Source organism: Aquimarina algiphila (assembly GCF_007489275.1).
Lineage (GTDB): Bacteria > Bacteroidota > Bacteroidia > Flavobacteriales > Flavobacteriaceae > Aquimarina > Aquimarina algiphila.
In genome coordinates this window covers 22,837-41,524 of sequence record NZ_VLNR01000061.1, presented here as the reverse complement: position 1 = coordinate 41,524, position 18,688 = coordinate 22,837, and the positions used below count along the sequence as shown (strand labels likewise).

28 protein-coding genes and 1 tRNA gene are annotated in these 18,688 nt (G+C 32.4%); 23 read left to right on the top strand and 6 right to left on the bottom strand.

Translation table 11 applies throughout. From position 1 onward, the window contains the following. Nucleotides 1–358 precede the first annotated feature (358 nt). The 11 genes from FOF46_RS23000 (at nt 359) to FOF46_RS22955 (ending at nt 5,228) form a co-directional block, all read left to right on the top strand. Complete coding sequence (locus FOF46_RS23000; RefSeq protein ID WP_143918079.1) at nt 359–700, top strand: hypothetical protein; 342 nt, start codon at nt 359–361, stop codon at nt 698–700. 11 nt (nt 701–711) lie between these two features. Further along, nucleotides 712–1,080: a hypothetical protein gene (locus FOF46_RS22995; RefSeq protein ID WP_143918078.1), complete on the top strand. Its 369-nt coding sequence runs from the start codon at nt 712–714 to the stop codon at nt 1,078–1,080. After that, nucleotides 1,070–1,414, top strand: coding sequence for a hypothetical protein (locus tag FOF46_RS22990; RefSeq protein ID WP_143918077.1), 345 nt, complete (start codon nt 1,070–1,072; stop codon nt 1,412–1,414). Before FOF46_RS22995 ends, FOF46_RS22990 begins: the two co-directional genes overlap by 11 nt. Next, nucleotides 1,411–1,749 (top strand): hypothetical protein, encoded by a 339-nt coding sequence (locus FOF46_RS22985; protein WP_143918076.1) that lies wholly within the window; start codon nt 1,411–1,413, stop codon nt 1,747–1,749. Before FOF46_RS22990 ends, FOF46_RS22985 begins: the two co-directional genes overlap by 4 nt. A gap of 2 nt (nt 1,750–1,751) precedes the next feature. After that, nucleotides 1,752–2,747, top strand: coding sequence for a hypothetical protein (locus FOF46_RS22980; RefSeq protein WP_143918075.1), 996 nt, complete (start codon nt 1,752–1,754; stop codon nt 2,745–2,747). Next, on the top strand, nt 2,734–2,982 hold the full coding sequence (locus FOF46_RS22975) for a hypothetical protein (protein WP_143918074.1): 249 nt from the start codon (nt 2,734–2,736) through the stop codon (nt 2,980–2,982). Before FOF46_RS22980 ends, FOF46_RS22975 begins: the two co-directional genes overlap by 14 nt. Before the next feature lie 46 nt (nt 2,983–3,028). Continuing rightward, nucleotides 3,029–3,439: a hypothetical protein gene (locus FOF46_RS22970; RefSeq protein WP_143918073.1), complete on the top strand. Its 411-nt coding sequence runs from the start codon at nt 3,029–3,031 to the stop codon at nt 3,437–3,439. Between the two features lie 33 nt (nt 3,440–3,472). Further along, nucleotides 3,473–4,069 carry a M15 family metallopeptidase gene (locus FOF46_RS22965; protein ID WP_143918072.1) on the top strand — a complete coding sequence of 199 codons (597 nt, stop codon included), beginning with the start codon at nt 3,473–3,475 and terminating at the stop codon, nt 4,067–4,069. A 329-nt stretch (nt 4,070–4,398) separates the two neighbouring features. Continuing rightward, nucleotides 4,399–4,602, top strand: a complete 204-nt coding sequence (locus FOF46_RS31720) for a hypothetical protein (RefSeq protein WP_167571918.1) — start codon at nt 4,399–4,401, stop codon at nt 4,600–4,602. Beyond that, nucleotides 4,571–5,053 (top strand): hypothetical protein, encoded by a 483-nt coding sequence (locus FOF46_RS22960; protein WP_167571917.1) that lies wholly within the window; start codon nt 4,571–4,573, stop codon nt 5,051–5,053. The genes FOF46_RS31720 and FOF46_RS22960 overlap by 32 nt, the downstream gene beginning before the upstream one ends. Continuing rightward, nucleotides 5,046–5,228, top strand: coding sequence for a hypothetical protein (locus FOF46_RS22955; protein ID WP_143918070.1), 183 nt, complete (start codon nt 5,046–5,048; stop codon nt 5,226–5,228). Before FOF46_RS22960 ends, FOF46_RS22955 begins: the two co-directional genes overlap by 8 nt. A 3-nt stretch (nt 5,229–5,231) precedes the next feature. On the opposite strand, the gene FOF46_RS22950 is transcribed toward FOF46_RS22955, so the two are convergent. Continuing rightward, entirely contained in the window at nt 5,232–5,690 is a 459-nt protein-coding gene (locus FOF46_RS22950; RefSeq protein ID WP_143918069.1) for a hypothetical protein, read from the bottom strand. Nucleotides 5,691–5,905: 215 nt separating this feature from the next. Here FOF46_RS22950 and FOF46_RS22945 point away from each other — a divergent pair, with 215 nt between their 5' ends. From FOF46_RS22945 to FOF46_RS22900, 10 genes are all read left to right on the top strand, one after another. Next, nucleotides 5,906–6,172 (top strand): hypothetical protein, encoded by a 267-nt coding sequence (locus tag FOF46_RS22945; protein WP_143918068.1) that lies wholly within the window; start codon nt 5,906–5,908, stop codon nt 6,170–6,172. A gap of 5 nt (nt 6,173–6,177) precedes the next feature. After that, entirely contained in the window at nt 6,178–6,486 is a 309-nt protein-coding gene (locus FOF46_RS22940) for a hypothetical protein (protein WP_143918067.1), read from the top strand. Between the two features lie 266 nt (nt 6,487–6,752). Next, complete coding sequence (locus FOF46_RS22935; RefSeq protein WP_143918066.1) at nt 6,753–7,091, top strand: hypothetical protein; 339 nt, start codon at nt 6,753–6,755, stop codon at nt 7,089–7,091. 89 nt (nt 7,092–7,180) lie between these two features. Then, nucleotides 7,181–7,465: a DNA-binding protein gene (locus tag FOF46_RS22930; protein ID WP_143918065.1), complete on the top strand. Its 285-nt coding sequence runs from the start codon at nt 7,181–7,183 to the stop codon at nt 7,463–7,465. Nucleotides 7,466–7,634: 169 nt separating this feature from the next. Continuing rightward, nucleotides 7,635–8,969, top strand: coding sequence for a hypothetical protein (locus FOF46_RS22925; protein ID WP_143918064.1), 1,335 nt, complete (start codon nt 7,635–7,637; stop codon nt 8,967–8,969). Next, the gene (locus FOF46_RS22920; protein WP_143918063.1) at nt 8,966–10,039 is read left to right on the top strand and encodes a hypothetical protein; all 1,074 of its coding nucleotides are present in this window, start codon (nt 8,966–8,968) and stop codon (nt 10,037–10,039) included. The genes FOF46_RS22925 and FOF46_RS22920 overlap by 4 nt, the downstream gene beginning before the upstream one ends. Before the next feature lies 1 nt (nt 10,040). Continuing rightward, nucleotides 10,041–11,069 (top strand): DUF2380 domain-containing protein, encoded by a 1,029-nt coding sequence (locus FOF46_RS22915; RefSeq protein ID WP_143918062.1) that lies wholly within the window; start codon nt 10,041–10,043, stop codon nt 11,067–11,069. After that, nucleotides 11,056–11,616: a hypothetical protein gene (locus tag FOF46_RS22910; RefSeq protein ID WP_143918061.1), complete on the top strand. Its 561-nt coding sequence runs from the start codon at nt 11,056–11,058 to the stop codon at nt 11,614–11,616. The genes FOF46_RS22915 and FOF46_RS22910 overlap by 14 nt, the downstream gene beginning before the upstream one ends. A 322-nt stretch (nt 11,617–11,938) precedes the next feature. After that, entirely contained in the window at nt 11,939–12,142 is a 204-nt protein-coding gene (locus tag FOF46_RS22905; RefSeq protein WP_143918060.1) for a hypothetical protein, read from the top strand. Continuing rightward, the gene (locus tag FOF46_RS22900) at nt 12,099–13,688 is read left to right on the top strand and encodes a recombinase family protein (RefSeq protein WP_143918059.1); all 1,590 of its coding nucleotides are present in this window, start codon (nt 12,099–12,101) and stop codon (nt 13,686–13,688) included. The genes FOF46_RS22905 and FOF46_RS22900 overlap by 44 nt, the downstream gene beginning before the upstream one ends. Here FOF46_RS22900 and FOF46_RS22895 read toward each other — a convergent pair. Continuing rightward, nucleotides 13,654–13,727 (bottom strand) — tRNA-Arg (locus tag FOF46_RS22895). The genes FOF46_RS22900 and FOF46_RS22895 overlap by 35 nt on opposite strands. 225 nt (nt 13,728–13,952) lie before the next feature. On the opposite strand from FOF46_RS22895, the gene FOF46_RS22890 reads away from it, so the two are divergent. Beyond that, the gene (locus FOF46_RS22890; RefSeq protein WP_143918058.1) at nt 13,953–14,465 is read left to right on the top strand and encodes an adenine phosphoribosyltransferase; all 513 of its coding nucleotides are present in this window, start codon (nt 13,953–13,955) and stop codon (nt 14,463–14,465) included. A 57-nt stretch (nt 14,466–14,522) separates the two neighbouring features. On the opposite strand, the gene FOF46_RS22885 is transcribed toward FOF46_RS22890, so the two are convergent. From FOF46_RS22885 to FOF46_RS22870, 4 genes are all read right to left on the bottom strand, one after another. Next, on the bottom strand, nt 14,523–15,341 hold the full coding sequence (locus FOF46_RS22885; protein ID WP_143918057.1) for a hypothetical protein: 819 nt from the start codon (nt 15,339–15,341) through the stop codon (nt 14,523–14,525). Between the two features lie 107 nt (nt 15,342–15,448). After that, a complete protein-coding gene (locus FOF46_RS33115) occupies nt 15,449–15,598 on the bottom strand; it encodes an SsrA-binding protein (protein WP_109439020.1) in 150 nt (49 codons plus the stop codon). A 65-nt stretch (nt 15,599–15,663) separates the two neighbouring features. Then, entirely contained in the window at nt 15,664–17,175 is a 1,512-nt protein-coding gene (locus FOF46_RS22875) for a M56 family metallopeptidase (RefSeq protein WP_143918056.1), read from the bottom strand. 3 nt (nt 17,176–17,178) lie between these two features. After that, nucleotides 17,179–17,535 carry a BlaI/MecI/CopY family transcriptional regulator gene (locus FOF46_RS22870; protein WP_143918055.1) on the bottom strand — a complete coding sequence of 119 codons (357 nt, stop codon included), beginning with the start codon at nt 17,533–17,535 and terminating at the stop codon, nt 17,179–17,181. A gap of 184 nt (nt 17,536–17,719) precedes the next feature. Between FOF46_RS22870 and FOF46_RS22865 the strand changes: the two genes are divergently transcribed. Further along, complete coding sequence (locus tag FOF46_RS22865; RefSeq protein WP_143918054.1) at nt 17,720–18,673, top strand: calcium/sodium antiporter; 954 nt, start codon at nt 17,720–17,722, stop codon at nt 18,671–18,673. Nucleotides 18,674–18,688: the final 15 nt, after the last annotated feature.

Here is an 18,688-nt window from a genome sequence, read left to right as displayed (position 1 = left end):
ATACAAGTTATTTAATACACACACTTTTGGGGGTGGGTCAATTTAAACAAGAATAGGTGGGTCAGTTTAAATAGGATTTACTGGGTCAATATAATAGGAATAGGTGGGTCAGTTTGGCAAGAATTTCCAGGTATAATACTACTAAACCTTTTGGATTGTACTTAGTAGATAGTCCAAAAGTAGTGCAACCTCAAACGCCCATTGAATTTAACGTTGATGTTCCTAGTGAGCTGAAGGGATATTTGAAAGTATTTCTTGAAGGAATAAGCGTATACAATTTTTAATTCCCCTTAACCTTAAAGCTACCGCAAAAGATGCCCCCAAATCAATGCGGTAGCTTTTAAAATCAAATTAGCATATGAAAGATAATAAAGCATACACCACCCTATTAAAAACGGAACTCGTAGACCTTTTGGATAAGCGCGATTCAGAAATTGCAGGCTTACAAGAAAGGCAAGTTGCTGTACAACCTAATCAAGAGGAAAACGAAAACCGTATCGAAGATTTAAAAAACCAGTTACAAGCTTGTCAAGATAGCGAACCAAAAATCAAAACCGCAGAAGAACTTATAAAAGCGGTGTTATCATTGCCAGAAGATCAAGTGCAATTACTTCCTTCTTTGATACGAACTACCGATAAAGGAATTGAAGCCTATGCCGTATTTAATTATGGTGCATTACCGAACCTAATTTCAATTTAAAGCAATAAAAGATGATGAAAACAAAAATCCAATTGCTCGAAAAGCAAGTAGCAAAAAAAAACGAAGTGGTTAAGATCAATCAAGAGTTTGATTATGGGTATAAACATCTGAAAGGAGTTGCTGTGTTAAGCAGTATTGGAGAGGGGCATGTATTTCGATCTTTTAACATTTCAAATATGGAATTGTTCCCCAAAAATTTTGAGGTAGATTTTTTACAGTCCAATGCTTCTGTTACTCCTAATGAACGCTTTTTTAAGGTGGATGATATCGCAGATGGTAAAAAAATGGAGATCGATTTTATAGATAGCGGAAAAGCACCAATCTATCCCTATAAATTAAAGATTTACTTACTCCTTACTGATACTACCGATGAATCCTAAACTATACCTATTACCCATAGCAAAGGCAGAACTTGCCCCCAACAAAACAAAAACCTTTAGGTATCTACTGGATAAAGAAACCCAATATACAACGGGCTTACTTTGCACTAATGGCACACAACTAACGGTTAGTTTTCTGGATGGTAAGGAACTTGAAATCCACAGCCTTGAAACTTTAGTTACCGATAATGCCGTAGCACCTAACAAACGGGTGTTAACATGGCGACAAGACCTAAAAAATAGTCGCGTACTTATCGGCAGTATTACCAATATCAAACCTAAAACACAAAACGTAAGCCTGTATTTATTAACCTATAAAAATTCAATCAAATGAAAAGTAATGATGCCTTATTATCACACATGGTCAATAGAAATGAAAAGTACTTTCATAAACTTGCTAAGTTAATTACCGATGAGAGAATTGAGACACCAACAGAGATCAATGTCGGACCGAACGAAGTCGTTTATTTACACTTTTTTCATTCTAACGTGCCAGATTTTAGTATTGAGATTAAAACCGCAACAGATAGCATAACACTAGATCGTAAAAACACGTTTAATCAAGATAGTAATACGATTTTACGTGCGTTGTCTAATATCACTTTTACAGGTAGTTCCAGTACATTACCCCCAGACTTTTATATACAAATTCTAAGAATCCAATATTAAATATGAAAAAGGTTAAGAACTACATAGCACCAGACCTCGCCAAAAAGAAAATAGCGCGTTACAAATATTGGAATATCAAAGACGAAAGCGGTATAAGTATTACTTCTTCTGAAGATATAACCGATGGGCGAAGCTTCGGGGAAGTGCTGGATAGCATTATAGCCGATAACGTAGATGCAGAAGTACAGGTGAAGTTTGGAACTAACGAACAATCTTCAAGACAAAACGCACCTATTTTTATTCGTGTGAATGAGACTATCGAATGGGTAGAACCCGAAGAAGATGAAACCATCAAAATTAATGGTATTCCTCATAAAATGGATAAAAACGGTAACGTCAACATTAATCTAAATAATCCACAAGCTGAAACTCCTATCATAGAATCCCCTAACGATATAATGCGTCAGGAAATGGAAATACAATTGGAAGGGTTACGCAAAGAAAGTGAATTAAAAGAGCAACGCTATCAAGCAGATTTGCATAATAAACTGGCAGAACAGACTTTGAAGTTTAAAGAAATGATGTTAGCAGACCGCGAAGCCAGAATAGCAGAACGCGAACAGGATTTAGCGACCAAAGAAGCCATATTGGGAGAAAAAGAAGCAGAAATGGGCGAAGGACTGAAAGGATATGTAAAATTAATTCCCTCGACATTAGGCGGTGTGGTAACAGAATGGTTAAAGGGTAATCCTTTTGGAACTAAAGCCACAGGATTAGGAACTACGGAAAATAAGCCAAAACGCACCCCAAAACCTCAAAACCCTGTACAGTTTTCTATTGACAATGATACACCACCAGAACCAGAACTACAAGAGCCTACTGACTACGATATAAGCGATGATGATTTATTTGATATAGAGGTACATGATGCAGAGCAAGTAAGCGAGGTGCTACCAGAACCACAACAGCCAGAAATTGAGATACTACCCGAAGAAATTGAAAAAGAAGAACAAGAAATAATAGAAACACCAAATACAACAGATAATGAAGAACTTTAATATATCCCTTACCGTACAAGCAGAAAACGAAGAACAATTGCAAGAAAAACTACAAGCTTTTCAGGATTTGCAAGACCACTTAGAGCATGATGATTTTATTGCATCTACGACCATTATTGTAGAGCATCCCGACATTATAGACTTTATCAAAGAAGTGATACCAGAAGAAGGGGAAGAACTAACCATGACCGATTATATCAAAATTGCTAAAAAAGCCTTTGAACGTTTCGCGTAATTGTAGAGTAACGGCCACAAAATATAAACCCTAAAAAAAACATACTATGAACCCATTAGTTATAGCACAAGCGGTAAAAGGCGCAGGCTCTTTTTTCTCTAATCGAAAAGTACAAATCGCCTTACTTATTATCGTGCTGTATTTCATCTTTAAAAAAAAAATTAAGCAATTAATTCATAATTATAGACAAAGAAAGTTTAATAAAAATGAGGGGCGTGATGTTAACCAGATTGCACAACAATATCGCTCTGCTGCAAACCCTTCGGGTATCTCATGGATGATTAATGCTGATGGAACAGATGAGGAAGAAATCGAAAAATTAGGGTTTCAAACCAAAGGACAATTACAGCCTATCGCAGATGCCTACCGATTAAAGTTTGATGAATCATTAAGCGATAGACTGCGAAAAGAACTAAGTCCAAAAGAATTTCAGAACTGGCGAAATATTGTTGATTAAGGGGGCATTAGCTCCCTTTTAATTTTTAAAAGAATGACTGTTACCTATACACCCAATAGAACCGCTAAAATCATATTGTCAATTATGCTTGTCATTATCATTGTGATTGCCTACAAAAAACGAAAATCCTTAACCTCATTAGCTATGCGTAGTATCAACTTTCTTAAAGAGAAAACATGGGATATTATAACAGACCGAAGAATAGACACACTACACCCATTAGTTAGAGCAAAAACCAAAGAATTTATTATCCGCGCCCAAAATGATTTAGGCATCAAATTACGGGTAACATCTGCCCTTAGAACATGGGAAGAACAAACCCGATTATACAACAAAGGGAGATCCGCTTCTGGTAACAGAGTAACCAATGCCAAAGCAGGAGAAAGTTACCATAACTATGGGCTTGCATTTGATGTGGTAGAGATTAAAAACGGTAAGGCAATATGGAATAACCCGAATTGGGAAAAGATAGGACAATTAGGCAAGTCTTTAGGTTTTGAATGGGGCGGTGATTGGGTAGGTTTAGTCGATAAACCCCACTTTCAAATGAGATTTGGGAAACATCATACAGAACTGGCGCAGTTATACAGATCAGGGCAAAGAAACGGGGTATTTATAAAACTAGCTTAAAATCAAAGAAAACCTTACCAATAACTATTCAATTTCATTATTCATTAATGGTGTTTCAATATTCAAATCAACAACTTAAATTTTATGGTTTTCCGTAAATTATCGATAATTTTCAACCTATTCTTGTGTATTTTATCGAATTACGGTTTTGCCGTATTCGGATTAGCTCCCAAGCTATGTATCTTTATCGCAAAATAATTGTTGAACCCTAGATTTTAACACTTTTAAATACTAAAGAGTACCCCATAGAGTAACTAATTATTTCATTTATGATTGCTATTTTAGGATATTAAGCATATATTTTAAAATTAATCCTTAAATCAATTATAATGAAAAAGTTAGTTTTATTATCTACAGTATTGAGTTTGTTAATATTTTCAGCTTCTTGTGAGCAACAAGAAATAACAGACTATGATGAAAATATTGAAGTCCTACAAGTTGACCTTTCCGATGTTCAAAGACCAGGCACCAGAGAAACCCAATCCGTTGACTTATCAACCGTTGAAAGACCGGGTACGCGCAACGGCGGATAAGATATTAAAAAATGAATCCAAGTTTACAGCAACTAGAATATTAGGTAGTATAGCCATAGTTTTGTCTGGAGTGATACTTTATGTCGATAAGATTATGGCTTTATTTAATTATGAATTTGTAATACCTGAAAAATTTCTTCTTGCAGGAGTAAATTTTCAGACTTTTGTTTGGCTAATGTGCCAAACAATATCTCCTTTGGTTTTAGTTTCAGGCGCACTATTGCGTGCGTATTCTGTCGCGTACTTAGTTCCTATTTATTGTTATGTTCTTCAACTATTATTTTTACTTAAAGATTATAAGTTAATTGATGATGATTATTTGTATTGGTATACTTTTGGTATGACGATGTTAGTTGCTTTTGTTATTCAAGTTATAAAGTACCTTCAAGTCTATAATATTAAAAGGCAAATTAAAATAGCTAAGAAAAAAATTCTTGAAAGCAATGAGTAATAATGAGACAATGGTACTCTTGATTGCTGCTAAACAAGGGTATGACGAAGGCAAATTAAACGGAGATCAATATCTATCACTTTTAGATGATATTGAAAACGGAGTTATAGTTGCAGAGACTAAAAAAATTGAACAACAAGTAGAGTTCATAATCAAGCAATATGCAAATTTATAAACGCTAATCTGTTTTCTTCTTTTCTTTTTTGATAACACGTTTTTTCTCAACAGATACGAGGTCTTTAACTCTTTGAGTATCTATATACTCTTTGATCTCATTATTTTGTCGCATTATAATTTCTAAATATGATATAATTTCATCAAGTTTATTGCCAACTACCTTGCCTATCATGTCTTGAAAAACAATATCCAAAGAGTTTTTTTCTACTACCTCCCTTTCAACCTTCATATCGCCAGTTCCATTATCCAACCAAGACTTCGATATTTTATATTCCTTAGATAGTAAATCTTTTAAAGTATTGACTGTAGTTTCTCTGGGTTTGCTAGATGTTCTATTTAAAATCTTGTCAACTCCCACTTGCGACAGAGGTGTTTTTTCTCCTATTTCATAGCCTGTGAGCCCTAAAGACTTAATAGCTGTTATAATACGATCAAGTAATTGATCTTGCACAGAATCCATAATTTTTAGATAATTTGTTTATTATATTAAATAATAAGTTATATATTTGTTTTGCATTAGTGTTGTTGTGCGTCTAAAAATATGCAAACAATTCTAAATACAGCACTAAAAAGCGTTGAAAAAATATTTAAGGGTTATAGATTAACATAAATCAATGCTTTTTAGTAAAAAAAATCAAGGTATTGAATTTTATGTTTAACTGAAAAACCGCAATTATGTTTAGTACCATTATTGAAGTTAAAACAATGTCAAAAGATTACGATTCAGAATTTGAAAAAACAGTTTTTGATGATTTGCCTGTTAAACATAAAGACTTTGATGATTTTGTAAACCTATATGGTGGTTACGCGCAATTATTAAGAAATTGGATTTTTGATGCTTTTAAAAATGGTCAAACACCATATGAAGTTGCTAGAGAAATACAAAAGTCACCGCAGGCACAAGAACAAATAGAATTAATTATAGACCTATATAAAAAATAAACATGATGGAATCTATTATTAAATCCGTAGAAAAGAAAACCAAATCAGAGGTTTTTGAGCAAAAAGTATTAGAAAATCTATTTATCGATTCTAATGTTTTTGATGTATCCGTTGCATCAAACAGAGGGTATACTCTTATACTTCGCAACTGGATTAAAGAAGCCTATCTAAATGGAAGTACAGTAGAAGAAGTGGCAAGGACGATTAAGAACTCTAGCTTGCCTTTAAAGGAACTTTCAGAAGGTAAACCATTACATCTAAATAATCTAATAACACAATTACCCCGAACTAACGTGTCAACATTGTTGTTTTAATAGTGTGGAAGGATAACGGGAGTAGTGAAGTACTACAAGTTAAGTTGAGTTTATAAGTAGTCCCATTACTTTATAACTACTCTCGTTCCTTTTTAAAAAGAATAGTGAATATCCTATGATGCCAGACAGATTAGATGAATTACCACCAGATTTTCTTTATGGAGTATTGAAAATGTTAAATATTGATTATGGGGAATTTATGTGTCGCTTATTTAATGATAAACCCCATGAAATAATAATGTATACCAGAATATATATGCTGTACCATGACAACAAGCGATATGTTGATTCAGATAAGAATTAAAAATAGAGTTTTATTAATCCTAATGCTACTAGAGCAAAACCCACGATATCAAAAAATGAGTAAGAAGCAAAAAAGGGTTATTGAAAAAATGATTGATGAATTTGTAGACATGAATACTCCAGGAGAGCGGACAATGAAAATAGGCAAAAAACTCATATATCAATTATCCCCAAAAGAAGCAGTACAGCTTAACAATTACGACTTAAAACCAAAAGCAAATGTCATGCTACAGATTGAAACAAAAATCAAATATTACCTAGATAAGCTTAAAAAAATGCTGATACCAAAAATTTTTTTTTGATTCGTGAGTTCCTCCTTGTCCTACCCCTTCCATTGAACTAAGAACACCTACTTATGGCTATAGGCAACTAATTATAAATCAATTGTAATATGTATAATGTTATTAAACAACTTGAACGTATAGAGCGAGTAGATCAGTTAATTAGACTAGAAGCTACAGGAACACCATTAGAATTAGCTTCAAGACTTAGAATTTCCAGAACCCAATTGCACCGCATCATAAACATTATGAAGATGCTAAATGCTCCCATTGTATATGATGATAAAATACGAAGCTATAGATATAAAACAATAGTAGGTTGTCAATTTGGATTTTACACTAAAAAGCTAGAAACAAGAAAAATAAACACTCTTATCAAGGAAAATAGAGTGTAAAACATATCTGTCAAAAAGATGAAATATTAATGATTTTGTGTTACTAATCTATGATTCATTTCATCTTATCGAAAAGTTTAAAAATAAGGGAAAAACACCCCCCTGTCATCTTTGAAAAGTACAGTTTATAACGTTAAGTTTGTATGCTAATTTTATGAAACCGACCAACTTGAATAAATTAATATTTCTCCTAATATTTGGAGCCATGCAATCTATGGTTGCACAAGTAGGATTGCCAAATATAATGCCCAAAACTCCACAGGCAAGTACCTTTCAGCAATATGGTTCACAAAACATTATGAGTAATTCTCGTCCAAATCCTATGTATGGCATGTCTCAACAACAGCGCAATAAAGCTATTATGGCAGAGGTTGAAATGAGACAAAAGCAAGAAGCTGAATATAGAAAGCGTGTACAAGGATTACTTAATGAAGCTGTAAGCCATTTTTCAACTCCTTATAGTCTTCCTTCATACCATAATGAAAAAGGTGCGAGTAATTATCGTAAAGCCTTTAAAAGGCTGGAAGAAATGGAAAACAAACCTTTTTCAGTAAGGGAAGCAGTTTTCACGGTAGAAAATGCGTTTTACGAACAAGAAAGGGATTACGGAGAATTTGAAAAAGTGATTCAAGAAACGGGAAATTTTATCAAACAAAAAATGCAAGAGTTTGGTTATAATCCTAAAAGCAACGTTGCCAAAAACCTCATTTTATTTCAATTTTTTTCCGACACTTTAAGAACAAAAAACGGATTAAAGCATCTTCCTTTGAAATATGATTTTCAGGATATATACGGTAAAAAAGATTGGTCTAAAATGTTTGTTACTAAACTTTTAGAATCTAGTACAGGACAATGTCATTCTTTACCCTTACTATATTTGATGTTAGTAGAGGAAATTGAAGCTGTTGCGCATCTATCCAGATCGCCAAACCATACGTACATAAAGTTTCCTGACGATAACGGAATGAAATGGCACAATGTAGAACTTACAAGTCATATTCTAACAACAAACGCGCTTATCTTACAAAATGGGTATATAAAGGCAGAGGCTATACAAAACAAACTGTATATGCATCCTTTATCTAAACGAGAACTATTGGCGCACATGTATACCGACTTAGTAATGGGGTATGAAAAAAAGTTTGGTAGTGATAAATTTACAGAGGAAGTAACACAAAAAGCTTTACAATTACACCCTACCAGTATAACAGCACTTCTTAATAAGTCAAACTATTATACTGAAATGGTACAACATGTTTTTGAGCAATTAGGCATCAACAAAGAAAACGCAAGGCAAAAACTACCAAACCATCCAGAAGCATTAGAATTATACCGTACAATGGTAAAGCAATATAAAGCTATAGATGCTTTGGGGTATAAAAAAATGCCTGATGAAATGTATCAAGAATGGTTAAGAAATATGCAACAGCAAAGAAATAACCAAGAACAAAAAGAAATGAAAAAGCAACTCAATAAACTAACAAAACCAATTAGTAAATTATGAAAAAGACTTTAATTGTATTTCTATTGATCTGTATTACTTCTACAGCGCAAGATAGGGAAACACTGTATTTAGGAGCATTAACTTCACTTACAGAAATGCTACAAGATTCTACCAAAATTAGTTTTAAAAAGGCAGTAATGATTGTTGAGAATGCCTATTTACATGGCACTCTTGATACTCTGGCATTCAATGATGAAATAGAGCGTCTTAAAAAATTTACACAAGCTATTTATAAAAATAGATCATTACTATACAAAGAGCGTGATAGTCTTGAAGTAAAAAAACAGGCTGTTTTATTCTCTGTTATGAAAGATACCATACCATATTTTAATGCTACAGGAGAATATAAACACATTCCTTTTACTTATGATTTTGAGGATATTTGGGGTCATAAGAATTGGGAAAATATGTTCGTCTCAAAACTACTACAAACCAGAAAAGGCAATTGCCATTCATTACCATACTTGTACAAAATATTAGCGCAAGAAATAGGAACAGAAGCGCATTTAGCCCTAGCACCTAATCATGTATATATCAAAAGTCAAAACCATAAGGATGGTTGGTATAATACTGAACTTACAAGCGGTCAGTTTCCAAATGATGCATGGCTTATGGCATCTGGCTATGTTCATTTAGATGCCGTCGCCAATAAAATATATATGGAAGCTCTTAACGACAAACAAAGTATTGCCATGTGTATTATTGATCTGGCAGAAGGATATAATAAGGCGTTCCCTGCTAATGATGGAGCATTTCCAATGTTAGCTTGCGAAATTGCATTACGAGTATATCCGCATTATATCAATGGACGGATATTAAGAGCAGAAACTATAAAAAAAATACTTGAACAAAAAATAGAAAAGGAAGGGGGCGAATTTTCTGCTAAAATCCGAGAAAAAGAAGAATACAAAGAAACTTTTTTAGCAATGCAACATGAATATGCAGTTATCCATCATGCAGGGTATCGCAGAATGCCCGAAGAAATGTATTTAAAGTGGCTAAGTTCTTTAAATGCTGAACGAGAAAAGTATATCAACAAAGAAATCACTAACCGAAACAAATCAAATTAATATGAAAAAATTAGGGCTTTTATTTTTATTGCTATGGTGTGGTATTACCTATTCACAAAATCCTTTTGAAGATTACAATTATAATCCACAAATAGGAACATTATCAGATGGAGAGTTTATTGAAGATTTTGATAATGATAGCATTGTACGCATTGGCTCAATCATGTTAAATGTCAAAAACAATACTATTATAAGTTTTGTTGTTGAAACAGTCAAGTTTACAGAAGCAGGTGCAGAACCTTCTATAATGAGCCGATGGTTTCAGCCTGACCCATTGGCAAATTCTTTTCCAGAGGACTCGCCTTACGTCTTTGTAAAGAATAATCCAATGATGTATTCCGATCCTACAGGAATGGCACCAGAAACTATTTTTAAGAAAATCGGAACAAATGAGACTGTAGAAGTTGATGATGGTGTAAATAAGACAATAGAGGTTAGCGATTCAGATTTTGATATTGCTAAATTATTTGCAGCATTGACATCTATGACTCAAGAAATGGAAGATGGAACGATAACAGTTAACATTGGAGTTTCTCAAGAGGTTGCAGATGCTTATGGAGAATTTTATGATAGTGTAAATAGTTATGATGATGTTAATGTAGCGAACGTTAAAGATTATTTATTTAATAGACCGCAGTTATCCGTATTCCCAAAAGTTTTAGATGGAGTAAACCCTCTATTAGACTTTATTGGTACAGGAGGAGGAAGAAAGGTAGGTCAAATGGCTTTTAAAGCATTTACAAAATCAAACTATAGACATAATCTAAAAGTATTAACTGGAAAATTAGGAATTGGAAAAGATGCGCACCATATTTACCCTAAAGAATTTAGAGGTTTTTTTCAAAGCAAAAATATTAATATTGACCATGCAGAACACCTAACATGGTGGGGTAAATCTGCACATAGATCTGCATCAAGTGCAATAAACAAGGAATGGCGGCAATACATAGCCAATGAAGGAGCTAACGCGACCAGAGAGCAAGTAATGAAAAAAGGTGTTGAAATTACTAAAAAATATGGAGGATTATAATAAAATACAGTACAACGAAAAACTAGATTTTTATCGATTAAATGTGGCGCAAAGTCGATCTGCAATAGTTTTAGATACAACTTTTAAGGATGATTCGTTTATCGTAAGTTCTGGTATAGTCAATTATGCAAATGACGTAGTTAAAACCAAAAAAGATATGGGTAAACGCACCTATGATTTATTAGCTTTTAACGATGGAATGAATAAAGTAATATCTGATAAATTACTTAACCTACTAATAGAAAATGAGGTAATAGGTTTTAAAACTTATCCAGTAGACATAAAAGGAGTAAAAGAAAAATATCATGGCTTACAGGTAATTGGTAAATCTGGAAAATATATGAAGCCAGAAAAAAAAGAGGATAACGACGACTACTCTTTTAAGGGAGTTAAATTTGACCCTGAAACATGGGACGGTTCAGATATATTTTTTCCAGAAGGGACGACAGCATTAACAATTACACCGAGAATAAAAAAAATCTTAGAAGAAAATAATATCACAAATATTGAAATCGAACATATAAGCGATTGTTTAGGTTTCTATTAATTTTTTAGCTAAAATTTTGTTATCTGATACTATTTTAAGATTATGGCTTTTAGTCTTAGACTGAAAAATTATTTTTTGAATTTCTATATACTCTAAATAATAAATTTTATATCATTATACAAGTGAAAATATTGTCTTGATATATAAAATTATGTATTTAAAAAGAAGAAAAGTATATTTTATAGACATTCAAAAAGTATCTTTTTTGTCTTGGAAAAGACTAAAAAAATATTTCCAAGACAATATTTTCAACACACTTAATAACAGCCCACAAGGGGTATATATTCGTAATAGGAAAACGAATAAAAGTAAACTGTTATTAATGAAAGTATCAAAGGACAATAAAGAAGAAATAAGAGTACTTACCATTGAAGAATTAAAGGGATTTGATGGGCTTAGTGATTTGTCCGATGAACAGGCAAAGGAAATGATTATCATTTTGAAAGACCTATCATTAATGGCACATAAAATAGTAAGCAAGAATGAGTACATTAGAACAATTCCAAGACTTCGCAAAGAAGAATAAGCAACAGATTATAAGTAATAACAAAGCCGTAATCTACACAAGGGTTTCTGATATAAAACAAAAAGACAATACTAGCCTTGAAACTCAAAAGGAAATTTGCACCCAATTTGCATTAAGAAAAGGGTTAGATGTTTTACACTACTTTGGAGGGACAAATGAAAGCGCAAAAACTGACGAAAGGAAGCATTATAAAGCAATGCTAAAGTGGGTTAGACAAAAAAAGATAGGTCATATCATTGTATATAGCTTCGAGAGATATTCTCGCACAGGTGGAAATGCGATAAATACAATTGATTTATTAAAAGTAAAGGGGGTAAATGTATTGTCGGCAACGCAAGATATTGACCCAAATACACCTACAGGTTATTTTATGCAAAGTTTTCAATTACTCTATGGTAGATATGATAACGATATAAGAAGGCAAAAGACCGTACAGGGTATGCGAAAACGTTTGTTAGATGGTTATTATATGGGTGTTGCCCCATTAGGATATAAAAACACTCGTAATGAACAGAATATCCCTATTATCGTGCCAAATGAAGATGCTAAATTCATTCGCAAAGCATTTATGTGGAAAGCGCAAGAGAATATCCCTAATGCCGATATTGTAGAGCGCTTGGAAATGCAAGGTTTAAAAATATATAGGCAACGACTAACTGAAATATTTAGAAACCCTATTTACTGCGGTTTAATTTCACATGGTTTATTACAGGGTAAAGTAGTGCAAGGAAATCACGACCCTATAATATCAAAAAATATTTTTTTAAAAGTAAATGGAATACAATCTAAAAACCATCAAAATTATAGACATAATCCAGAAAATGAAAACTTACCGTTAAAGGGATTTGCAAAATGTACATCATGCAAAAGCCCATTAACAGGTTTTCTAGTTAAGAAAAAAGGGATTCATTATTATAAATGCAAGACAATAGGTTGTTCTTGTACTAAAAACACAAAACTGCTACATGAACAGTTTGAAAAAATATTAAGTCATTTCGAGATTGACAAAAAAATGATAGCACCATTAAAAAAACAATTACAATTTACATTTCAATATTATTTTAAGTCTAAAAAAGATGATACAGCAGCTTTAAAACATAATTTAAAGGGATTGTTAGAAAAGATAGAGAAGATAGAAGAACGTTACGTATTTGGAGAAATAGACACTCATTTATACCAGAAGTTCACAAAGAAATTAAATGTAGAAAAAGAACAAATAGAAGAAGAAATAAAAACAAACAGTTTAAAAAGTTCAAACCTTGATTTTTACATTGATATTTGTATGAAATTATTTTCTAACCTTAACAAATTGTGGAAGTTAAGTAGCTATAATGAAAAACAAAGACTACAAAAAATGCTATTCCCTAACGGGATTCTATATAGTAAGGAAAAAGACAAAGTTCAAACTTTAGAAATAAACCCAGTAATGGCATTATTAAGTTCTTTATCAATGAATTATACAAAAAACAAAAGCGGACAAAACTTAGCTTTAGCTAGTTTGTCCGCTGTAGTGACCTCGGCAGGATTCAAACCTGCAACCTCTTGAGCCGTAATCAAGTGCACTATTCAGTTATGCTACGAGGCCGTTTTGCGGGTGCAAATATAAATGTTTTTTATATAGTTGGCAACATTTATATGGACTTTTTAGAAACTAAAAAAACCAACTAGATATGATGAGATAAATGATATATATGAAGATGGAATTTAAGTGCCTTGATGTTAAATAGATAAGCTATACGTATTCATAGTCCTATGATTAGCTTTTGTTTCTTTTATTTGCTCTTTTTTTTATTTTCATTATTTTCGACCAATGAAGATAGATGATTTTATTAGAGATATTCCTGATTTTCCGAACCCCGGAATTATATTTAAAGATATTACTCCTTTACTAGCGAATCATAACGCTTTGGTGAGTTGTGCAGATCAATTAGCGGCGTTAAGTCCTAAAGGCGTTAACATCGATAAAGTAATAGGGGTTGAATCGAGAGGATTTATTATTGGAGGTATGATTGCTGAACGTTTAGGAGCGGGGTTTGTCCCAGTTCGCAAAAAGGGAAAACTTCCTTATAAGGTAAAATCCAAAAATTATAGCCTCGAATATGGAGAAGACACCCTTGAAATTCATATCGATGCTATACAACCAGGAGAACATGTATTGATTCATGATGATGTTCTGGCAACTGGAGGTACTGCCAAGGCAGTGTGTGATTTGGTTGTAGAGTTAGGTGGAGTAGTAGTGCAATGTAATTTCATAATGAAATTGGATTTCCTTAACGGGAAGGACAAACTTAATGTACCAATTTCTTCTCTTTTAACCTATTGAGCATAAAAAAGCCTTCATTTTACAGAAGGCTTTTATAAAATTCGGCATAAAAGTAATTTACTTTTTTGTTATTGCGATAATTGCGCCGTCCTTTGCTTTGTCACCGTAGATGCTGATTGCGGTTTGTGATTTAAGAAAATCTACTTCTGATAGTTGGTCTGATTTTGCAAGATGATCTAATGTATCAAAATCAGATTCTTTTCCATCGATTATGATAAGTTTTTCAATATCAGGGTTGTCAACAAAACTAAATTTCTGAGTATTTTTGTTTTGGAATGGATGCAATTGTTGTCCATTAAAAATAAAACTTCCGTCTTCACCTTCTTCAAAACTAAAAGATTGCATAATTTGATCTTTCAGTTTCTGTATATCAAAACTGCCATTAAAAAATAAAGAATCATTTTCTTCGTCAAAATTAAAATCAAAGGCAAAATTATGTTTCTTCATGATGCTATCCATATCCATATGAGACTGACTAAATCCAGATTGATTTCTCCATGCAGCAATATCAAACATCCCTGAATTTGTAATAAATAAACTATCATCTTTATACCCTAATTCTATTTTTGAAATAGGCTCGTTTGAAGAGGAGGAGTATTGGCTTTTTGAGTTCCCTTTTTTTAAGATCAGGCTTAGACTTGTAATTTCATTTTGATCATTAAATTGTATTTCTTTTATAATAAGTTCTATACCATTTTCTGAAAAGAATGTTTTTAGGTCTTCTAATTCTTGCTCTGAAGTATCTTTATTGATAATTGCAGTTATTTCATCAGACTGTGTCTTATATAGTTTGGTGTGCTGATTTATGGATGTTGTAAAAGCTGTTAAGGAAAGCGTACCTAGTATGCCCATTCCTAAAATGATCCATTTTTTCATACTAAATATTTTTTTGTTATGTTATTGAACAGATATTATTTCATCTTTAATTACGAAATATTTATAGGAGTGTTGCAAAATTTTTCTTGTTGGGAAAATAAAAGATATTACAATGCTCTTTTGGTTACATATAGTCGCCAACCAAATAGCAGTAATTGAAGTTTGGAAGCTTTGCTAAGATCTAACCTTTTCTTTGTAAAACTAGGAAGTAGTACCTTGTTTATTTTTGCGATAACAGAAAAGAATTGTTTTTGCATAGTTCTAAAATACAAAAAACTCACTTTCTTCAAGTGAGTTTTTTTAGATTTATATTTGGACTTGATTATTTCTTTTTGGTAATAATTTCTACAACTCCGTTTTTACCTTTGCTTCCATATTTTTTTTCTGCAGCTTTTCCTTTAAGTACATTAATAGTTTCTATATGATCAGAATCTATTTTTTCCATCTTTTCTTTAGTTGATTCTTTATCATCAATTATAAATAAAGGATCTTTTTTAGAATTCCCGGTGATATAAGCAAAGGTTCTTTTGTCATCTGTATGCATTTCAAAGTGTCCATCATCTTCATCAGAATGAATTTGGATAATTTGATTACTGCCTTTGGGTTTACCATTACTATTTACCCATACATATTCAGAATTTCCAGCAGATGATCCTCCGCCAATACTAATGCTACCTGTTTTACTATTGTATGAAATTATAATAGGATGGATGGGTTCATCATTTTTTAGTGCATAATTTCCGGTACTTTTTTTGGATGCAACATCTATCTTTATATTAATAATCTCATCTTTGTTATTGCGCTCAATACTAGAAAACTTAACTTCTACGTCATAATCGTTCTTTAGTATTTTTTTAACCTTATTAAGATCTTCTTTAGTAGAGTTTTTATCGATTATAAATTGTATCGTTTTTTTACCTGCATTTGGGGAGATAATATCTTTTGATATTCCATTTCTGGATTGTTTGCCAGATTTAATTTTGATAATTTCGGTAGTATTAAAACTCCATAAAAATAGACTTAGTAAAGGAAGAATGATGGTGATTTTCCATAATTTCTTGCTTTGGGATGTTTGCTTGTTTAACATAACTATTCGCTTTTTGATTAATGATTGATAAAAATTATTTGTGATGGCAGAGTAGTTGTTTGATGATACTCTAACCAACGTTAATTGATATTCTCTTTTAGAAGATAATTGATTGATTGCTTCGCGATCTGCAATGAATTCAAGGTTTTGTTCCAGACTTTTTTTGTATAACCAGACAAAAGGATTAATCCATTGAAAAATGATGATAAGGTTTATGATCAGGACATCTATAGTATGATATTGTTTTACATGCACTTTTTCATGCTTAAGAATCATGTCTAATTCTTTAGAAGAATGAAGCGCAGGGTTATATACAATAAGATTAAAAAAAGAAAATGGTGCAATCTCTTCTGCGACCTCTACATAATGAAACTCTTCATTTTTTATAACCTGATTATGGGCTACTAGCCTTTTTAAAGAAAGTAATTGAAAGCCAAAACGAATGAACAGGATAAGGACTCCAATACTATAGATCATACAGCCAATCATCCACCAATTTGTACTTTTACGTACCTCAGATGATGGTGCAGAGGAGTCTGTTCCTGTAGCATAAAAAAGAGGAGCTTCTATAAATTTGATCGTAGTAAACTCAACAAAAGGTAGAAGTATTGAAATAAAAACTCCTAATAGTAAAAAGTGGCGGTTTATGGTAAAAAATGTATCTTTTCTTAATAGTAGATAGTATACCCAATAGAATATAGAAAGCAATACACTTGATTTAAATATATAGATTAAAAATGTTTCCATGGTTTACTCTTTTTTTTCTATTACTTTTAAAATCTCTCTTAATTCCTCGGCGGTAATTTTTTCTTCCTTAGCAAAAAAGGAAACCATGTTTTTGTAAGAATTATTAAAATATTGTTTCATGGCCTTACTGATGAATGCACTTCGATAATCTTCTTTGGTAATAATAGGGTAATATTGATGTGTTTTTCCAAAAGCTTGATGTGCTATATATCCTTTATCTTCAAGATTTCTTATAATAGTAGAAACTGTATTATAGTGAACTGTATTATTGAGTTCAGCCTGAACTTCTTTTGCAAACGCTTTTTTTAATTTCCATAGCGCTTGCATTACAACTTCTTCTTTGTTTGTTAGTTTTTCCATGAGTCTATTATTAAGAATGATCAAAGCTAAAACTATAATTCTAGTTTTACAACTATTTTTATAGTTATTTAACTATAATTCTAGTTTTTAATATTTTATATCGTTCATTAGGAGAGAAAAAATCAGCTATAGAGCTATAAACTACGAGATACTTATTTTATATTCGCAAACAAATTTAGAATTTATGTTTGTTAGTGTACTGTATGTTATTATAGGACTTGTGCTTCTGGTAGTGGGAGGAGAGTTTTTAGTTAGATCTTCGGTAGCATTGTCTTTTAGGCTTAAGTTGTCTCGTATGGTTATTGGATTGACTGTAGTTTCTTTTGCTACATCTGCTCCAGAATTGCTTGTAAGTGTTCAGGCAGCAATGGATGGGCTTTCAGACATATCCTTAGGTAATGTTATTGGGTCTAATATCGCCAATATTGGTTTGGTATTAGGTATTACGGCAATCATTGGCCCTTTGGCAATTGATAAGGATTTTTATAAATTTAATTGGCCAGTAATGGTATTGTTGTCCTTAGCTCTTTATGTTTTACTGGATAATGATGGTGTAATAACACAGTTAGAAGGTTTAGGATTATTGTTATCCTTGTTTGTTTATCTTTTTGTATTGATTAGAAGGGCTCGAAAATTTTCTGATACGATGGTAGAAGAGGTAGATGATGCTCTTCAAAAAACGTCTAATTTTAAAATTGTAATTTGGCTACTTATTGGAGCTGGTGCTTTGTATTTTGGCTCTGAACTACTGGTTAACGGAGCTGAAGCCATCGCTTTAAAAATGGAAATTAGTGAAGGTGTGATTGCGGTTACACTTATTGCTGTAGGAACAAGTGTTCCAGAATTGGCAGCGTCTGTTATCGCAGCATTAAAGCAAGAAAAGGCAATTTCGTTAGGAAATCTTATAGGTTCTAATATTTTTAATATCGCTTCAGTGCTTGGTATTACTTCTTTGATTCAACCCATAGCAGTAAAAGATGAGACTCTGATGAGTGTAAATATATACTGGATGCTTGGATTTGCTATAATTTTACTTCCCTTAGCTTTTATTCCTAAAAAAATGATCCTGGGTCGTCCAAAGGGATTTCTAATTTTTGTAGCATATTGTATTTTTATTGCTTTGGTATTTATGAAGTAGAAAAAGTGGCTTGTC

What these genes read in the sequence shown, in the direction of transcription:
- FOF46_RS22900 (WP_143918059.1), top strand. Translation starts at nt 12,099, where the DNA reads ATGAGTACATTAGAACAATTCCAAGACTTCGCAAAGAAGAATAAGCAA.
- FOF46_RS22915 (WP_143918062.1), top strand. Translation starts at nt 10,041, where the DNA reads ATGAAAAAATTAGGGCTTTTATTTTTATTGCTATGGTGTGGTATTACC.
- FOF46_RS22890 (WP_143918058.1), top strand. Translation starts at nt 13,953, where the DNA reads ATGAAGATAGATGATTTTATTAGAGATATTCCTGATTTTCCGAACCCC.
- FOF46_RS22995 (WP_143918078.1), top strand. Translation starts at nt 712, where the DNA reads ATGATGAAAACAAAAATCCAATTGCTCGAAAAGCAAGTAGCAAAAAAA.
- FOF46_RS22945 (WP_143918068.1), top strand. Translation starts at nt 5,906, where the DNA reads ATGTTTAGTACCATTATTGAAGTTAAAACAATGTCAAAAGATTACGAT.
- FOF46_RS22980 (WP_143918075.1), top strand. Translation starts at nt 1,752, where the DNA reads ATGAAAAAGGTTAAGAACTACATAGCACCAGACCTCGCCAAAAAGAAA.
- FOF46_RS22985 (WP_143918076.1), top strand. Translation starts at nt 1,411, where the DNA reads ATGAAAAGTAATGATGCCTTATTATCACACATGGTCAATAGAAATGAA.
- FOF46_RS22865 (WP_143918054.1), top strand. Translation starts at nt 17,720, where the DNA reads ATGTTTGTTAGTGTACTGTATGTTATTATAGGACTTGTGCTTCTGGTA.
- FOF46_RS22875 (WP_143918056.1), bottom strand. Translation starts at nt 17,175, where the DNA reads ATGGAAACATTTTTAATCTATATATTTAAATCAAGTGTATTGCTTTCT.
- FOF46_RS22870 (WP_143918055.1), bottom strand. Translation starts at nt 17,535, where the DNA reads ATGGAAAAACTAACAAACAAAGAAGAAGTTGTAATGCAAGCGCTATGG.
- FOF46_RS33115 (WP_109439020.1), bottom strand. Translation starts at nt 15,598, where the DNA reads ATGCAAAAACAATTCTTTTCTGTTATCGCAAAAATAAACAAGGTACTA.
- FOF46_RS22910 (WP_143918061.1), top strand. Translation starts at nt 11,056, where the DNA reads ATGGAGGATTATAATAAAATACAGTACAACGAAAAACTAGATTTTTAT.
- FOF46_RS22955 (WP_143918070.1), top strand. Translation starts at nt 5,046, where the DNA reads ATGAGTAATAATGAGACAATGGTACTCTTGATTGCTGCTAAACAAGGG.
- FOF46_RS23000 (WP_143918079.1), top strand. Translation starts at nt 359, where the DNA reads ATGAAAGATAATAAAGCATACACCACCCTATTAAAAACGGAACTCGTA.
- FOF46_RS22965 (WP_143918072.1), top strand. Translation starts at nt 3,473, where the DNA reads ATGACTGTTACCTATACACCCAATAGAACCGCTAAAATCATATTGTCA.
- FOF46_RS22885 (WP_143918057.1), bottom strand. Translation starts at nt 15,341, where the DNA reads ATGAAAAAATGGATCATTTTAGGAATGGGCATACTAGGTACGCTTTCC.
- FOF46_RS22975 (WP_143918074.1), top strand. Translation starts at nt 2,734, where the DNA reads ATGAAGAACTTTAATATATCCCTTACCGTACAAGCAGAAAACGAAGAA.
- FOF46_RS22935 (WP_143918066.1), top strand. Translation starts at nt 6,753, where the DNA reads ATGACAACAAGCGATATGTTGATTCAGATAAGAATTAAAAATAGAGTT.
- FOF46_RS22930 (WP_143918065.1), top strand. Translation starts at nt 7,181, where the DNA reads ATGTATAATGTTATTAAACAACTTGAACGTATAGAGCGAGTAGATCAG.
- FOF46_RS22990 (WP_143918077.1), top strand. Translation starts at nt 1,070, where the DNA reads ATGAATCCTAAACTATACCTATTACCCATAGCAAAGGCAGAACTTGCC.
- FOF46_RS22920 (WP_143918063.1), top strand. Translation starts at nt 8,966, where the DNA reads ATGAAAAAGACTTTAATTGTATTTCTATTGATCTGTATTACTTCTACA.
- FOF46_RS22940 (WP_143918067.1), top strand. Translation starts at nt 6,178, where the DNA reads ATGGAATCTATTATTAAATCCGTAGAAAAGAAAACCAAATCAGAGGTT.
- FOF46_RS31720 (WP_167571918.1), top strand. Translation starts at nt 4,399, where the DNA reads ATGAAAAAGTTAGTTTTATTATCTACAGTATTGAGTTTGTTAATATTT.
- FOF46_RS22950 (WP_143918069.1), bottom strand. Translation starts at nt 5,690, where the DNA reads ATGGATTCTGTGCAAGATCAATTACTTGATCGTATTATAACAGCTATT.
- FOF46_RS22970 (WP_143918073.1), top strand. Translation starts at nt 3,029, where the DNA reads ATGAACCCATTAGTTATAGCACAAGCGGTAAAAGGCGCAGGCTCTTTT.
- FOF46_RS22905 (WP_143918060.1), top strand. Translation starts at nt 11,939, where the DNA reads ATGAAAGTATCAAAGGACAATAAAGAAGAAATAAGAGTACTTACCATT.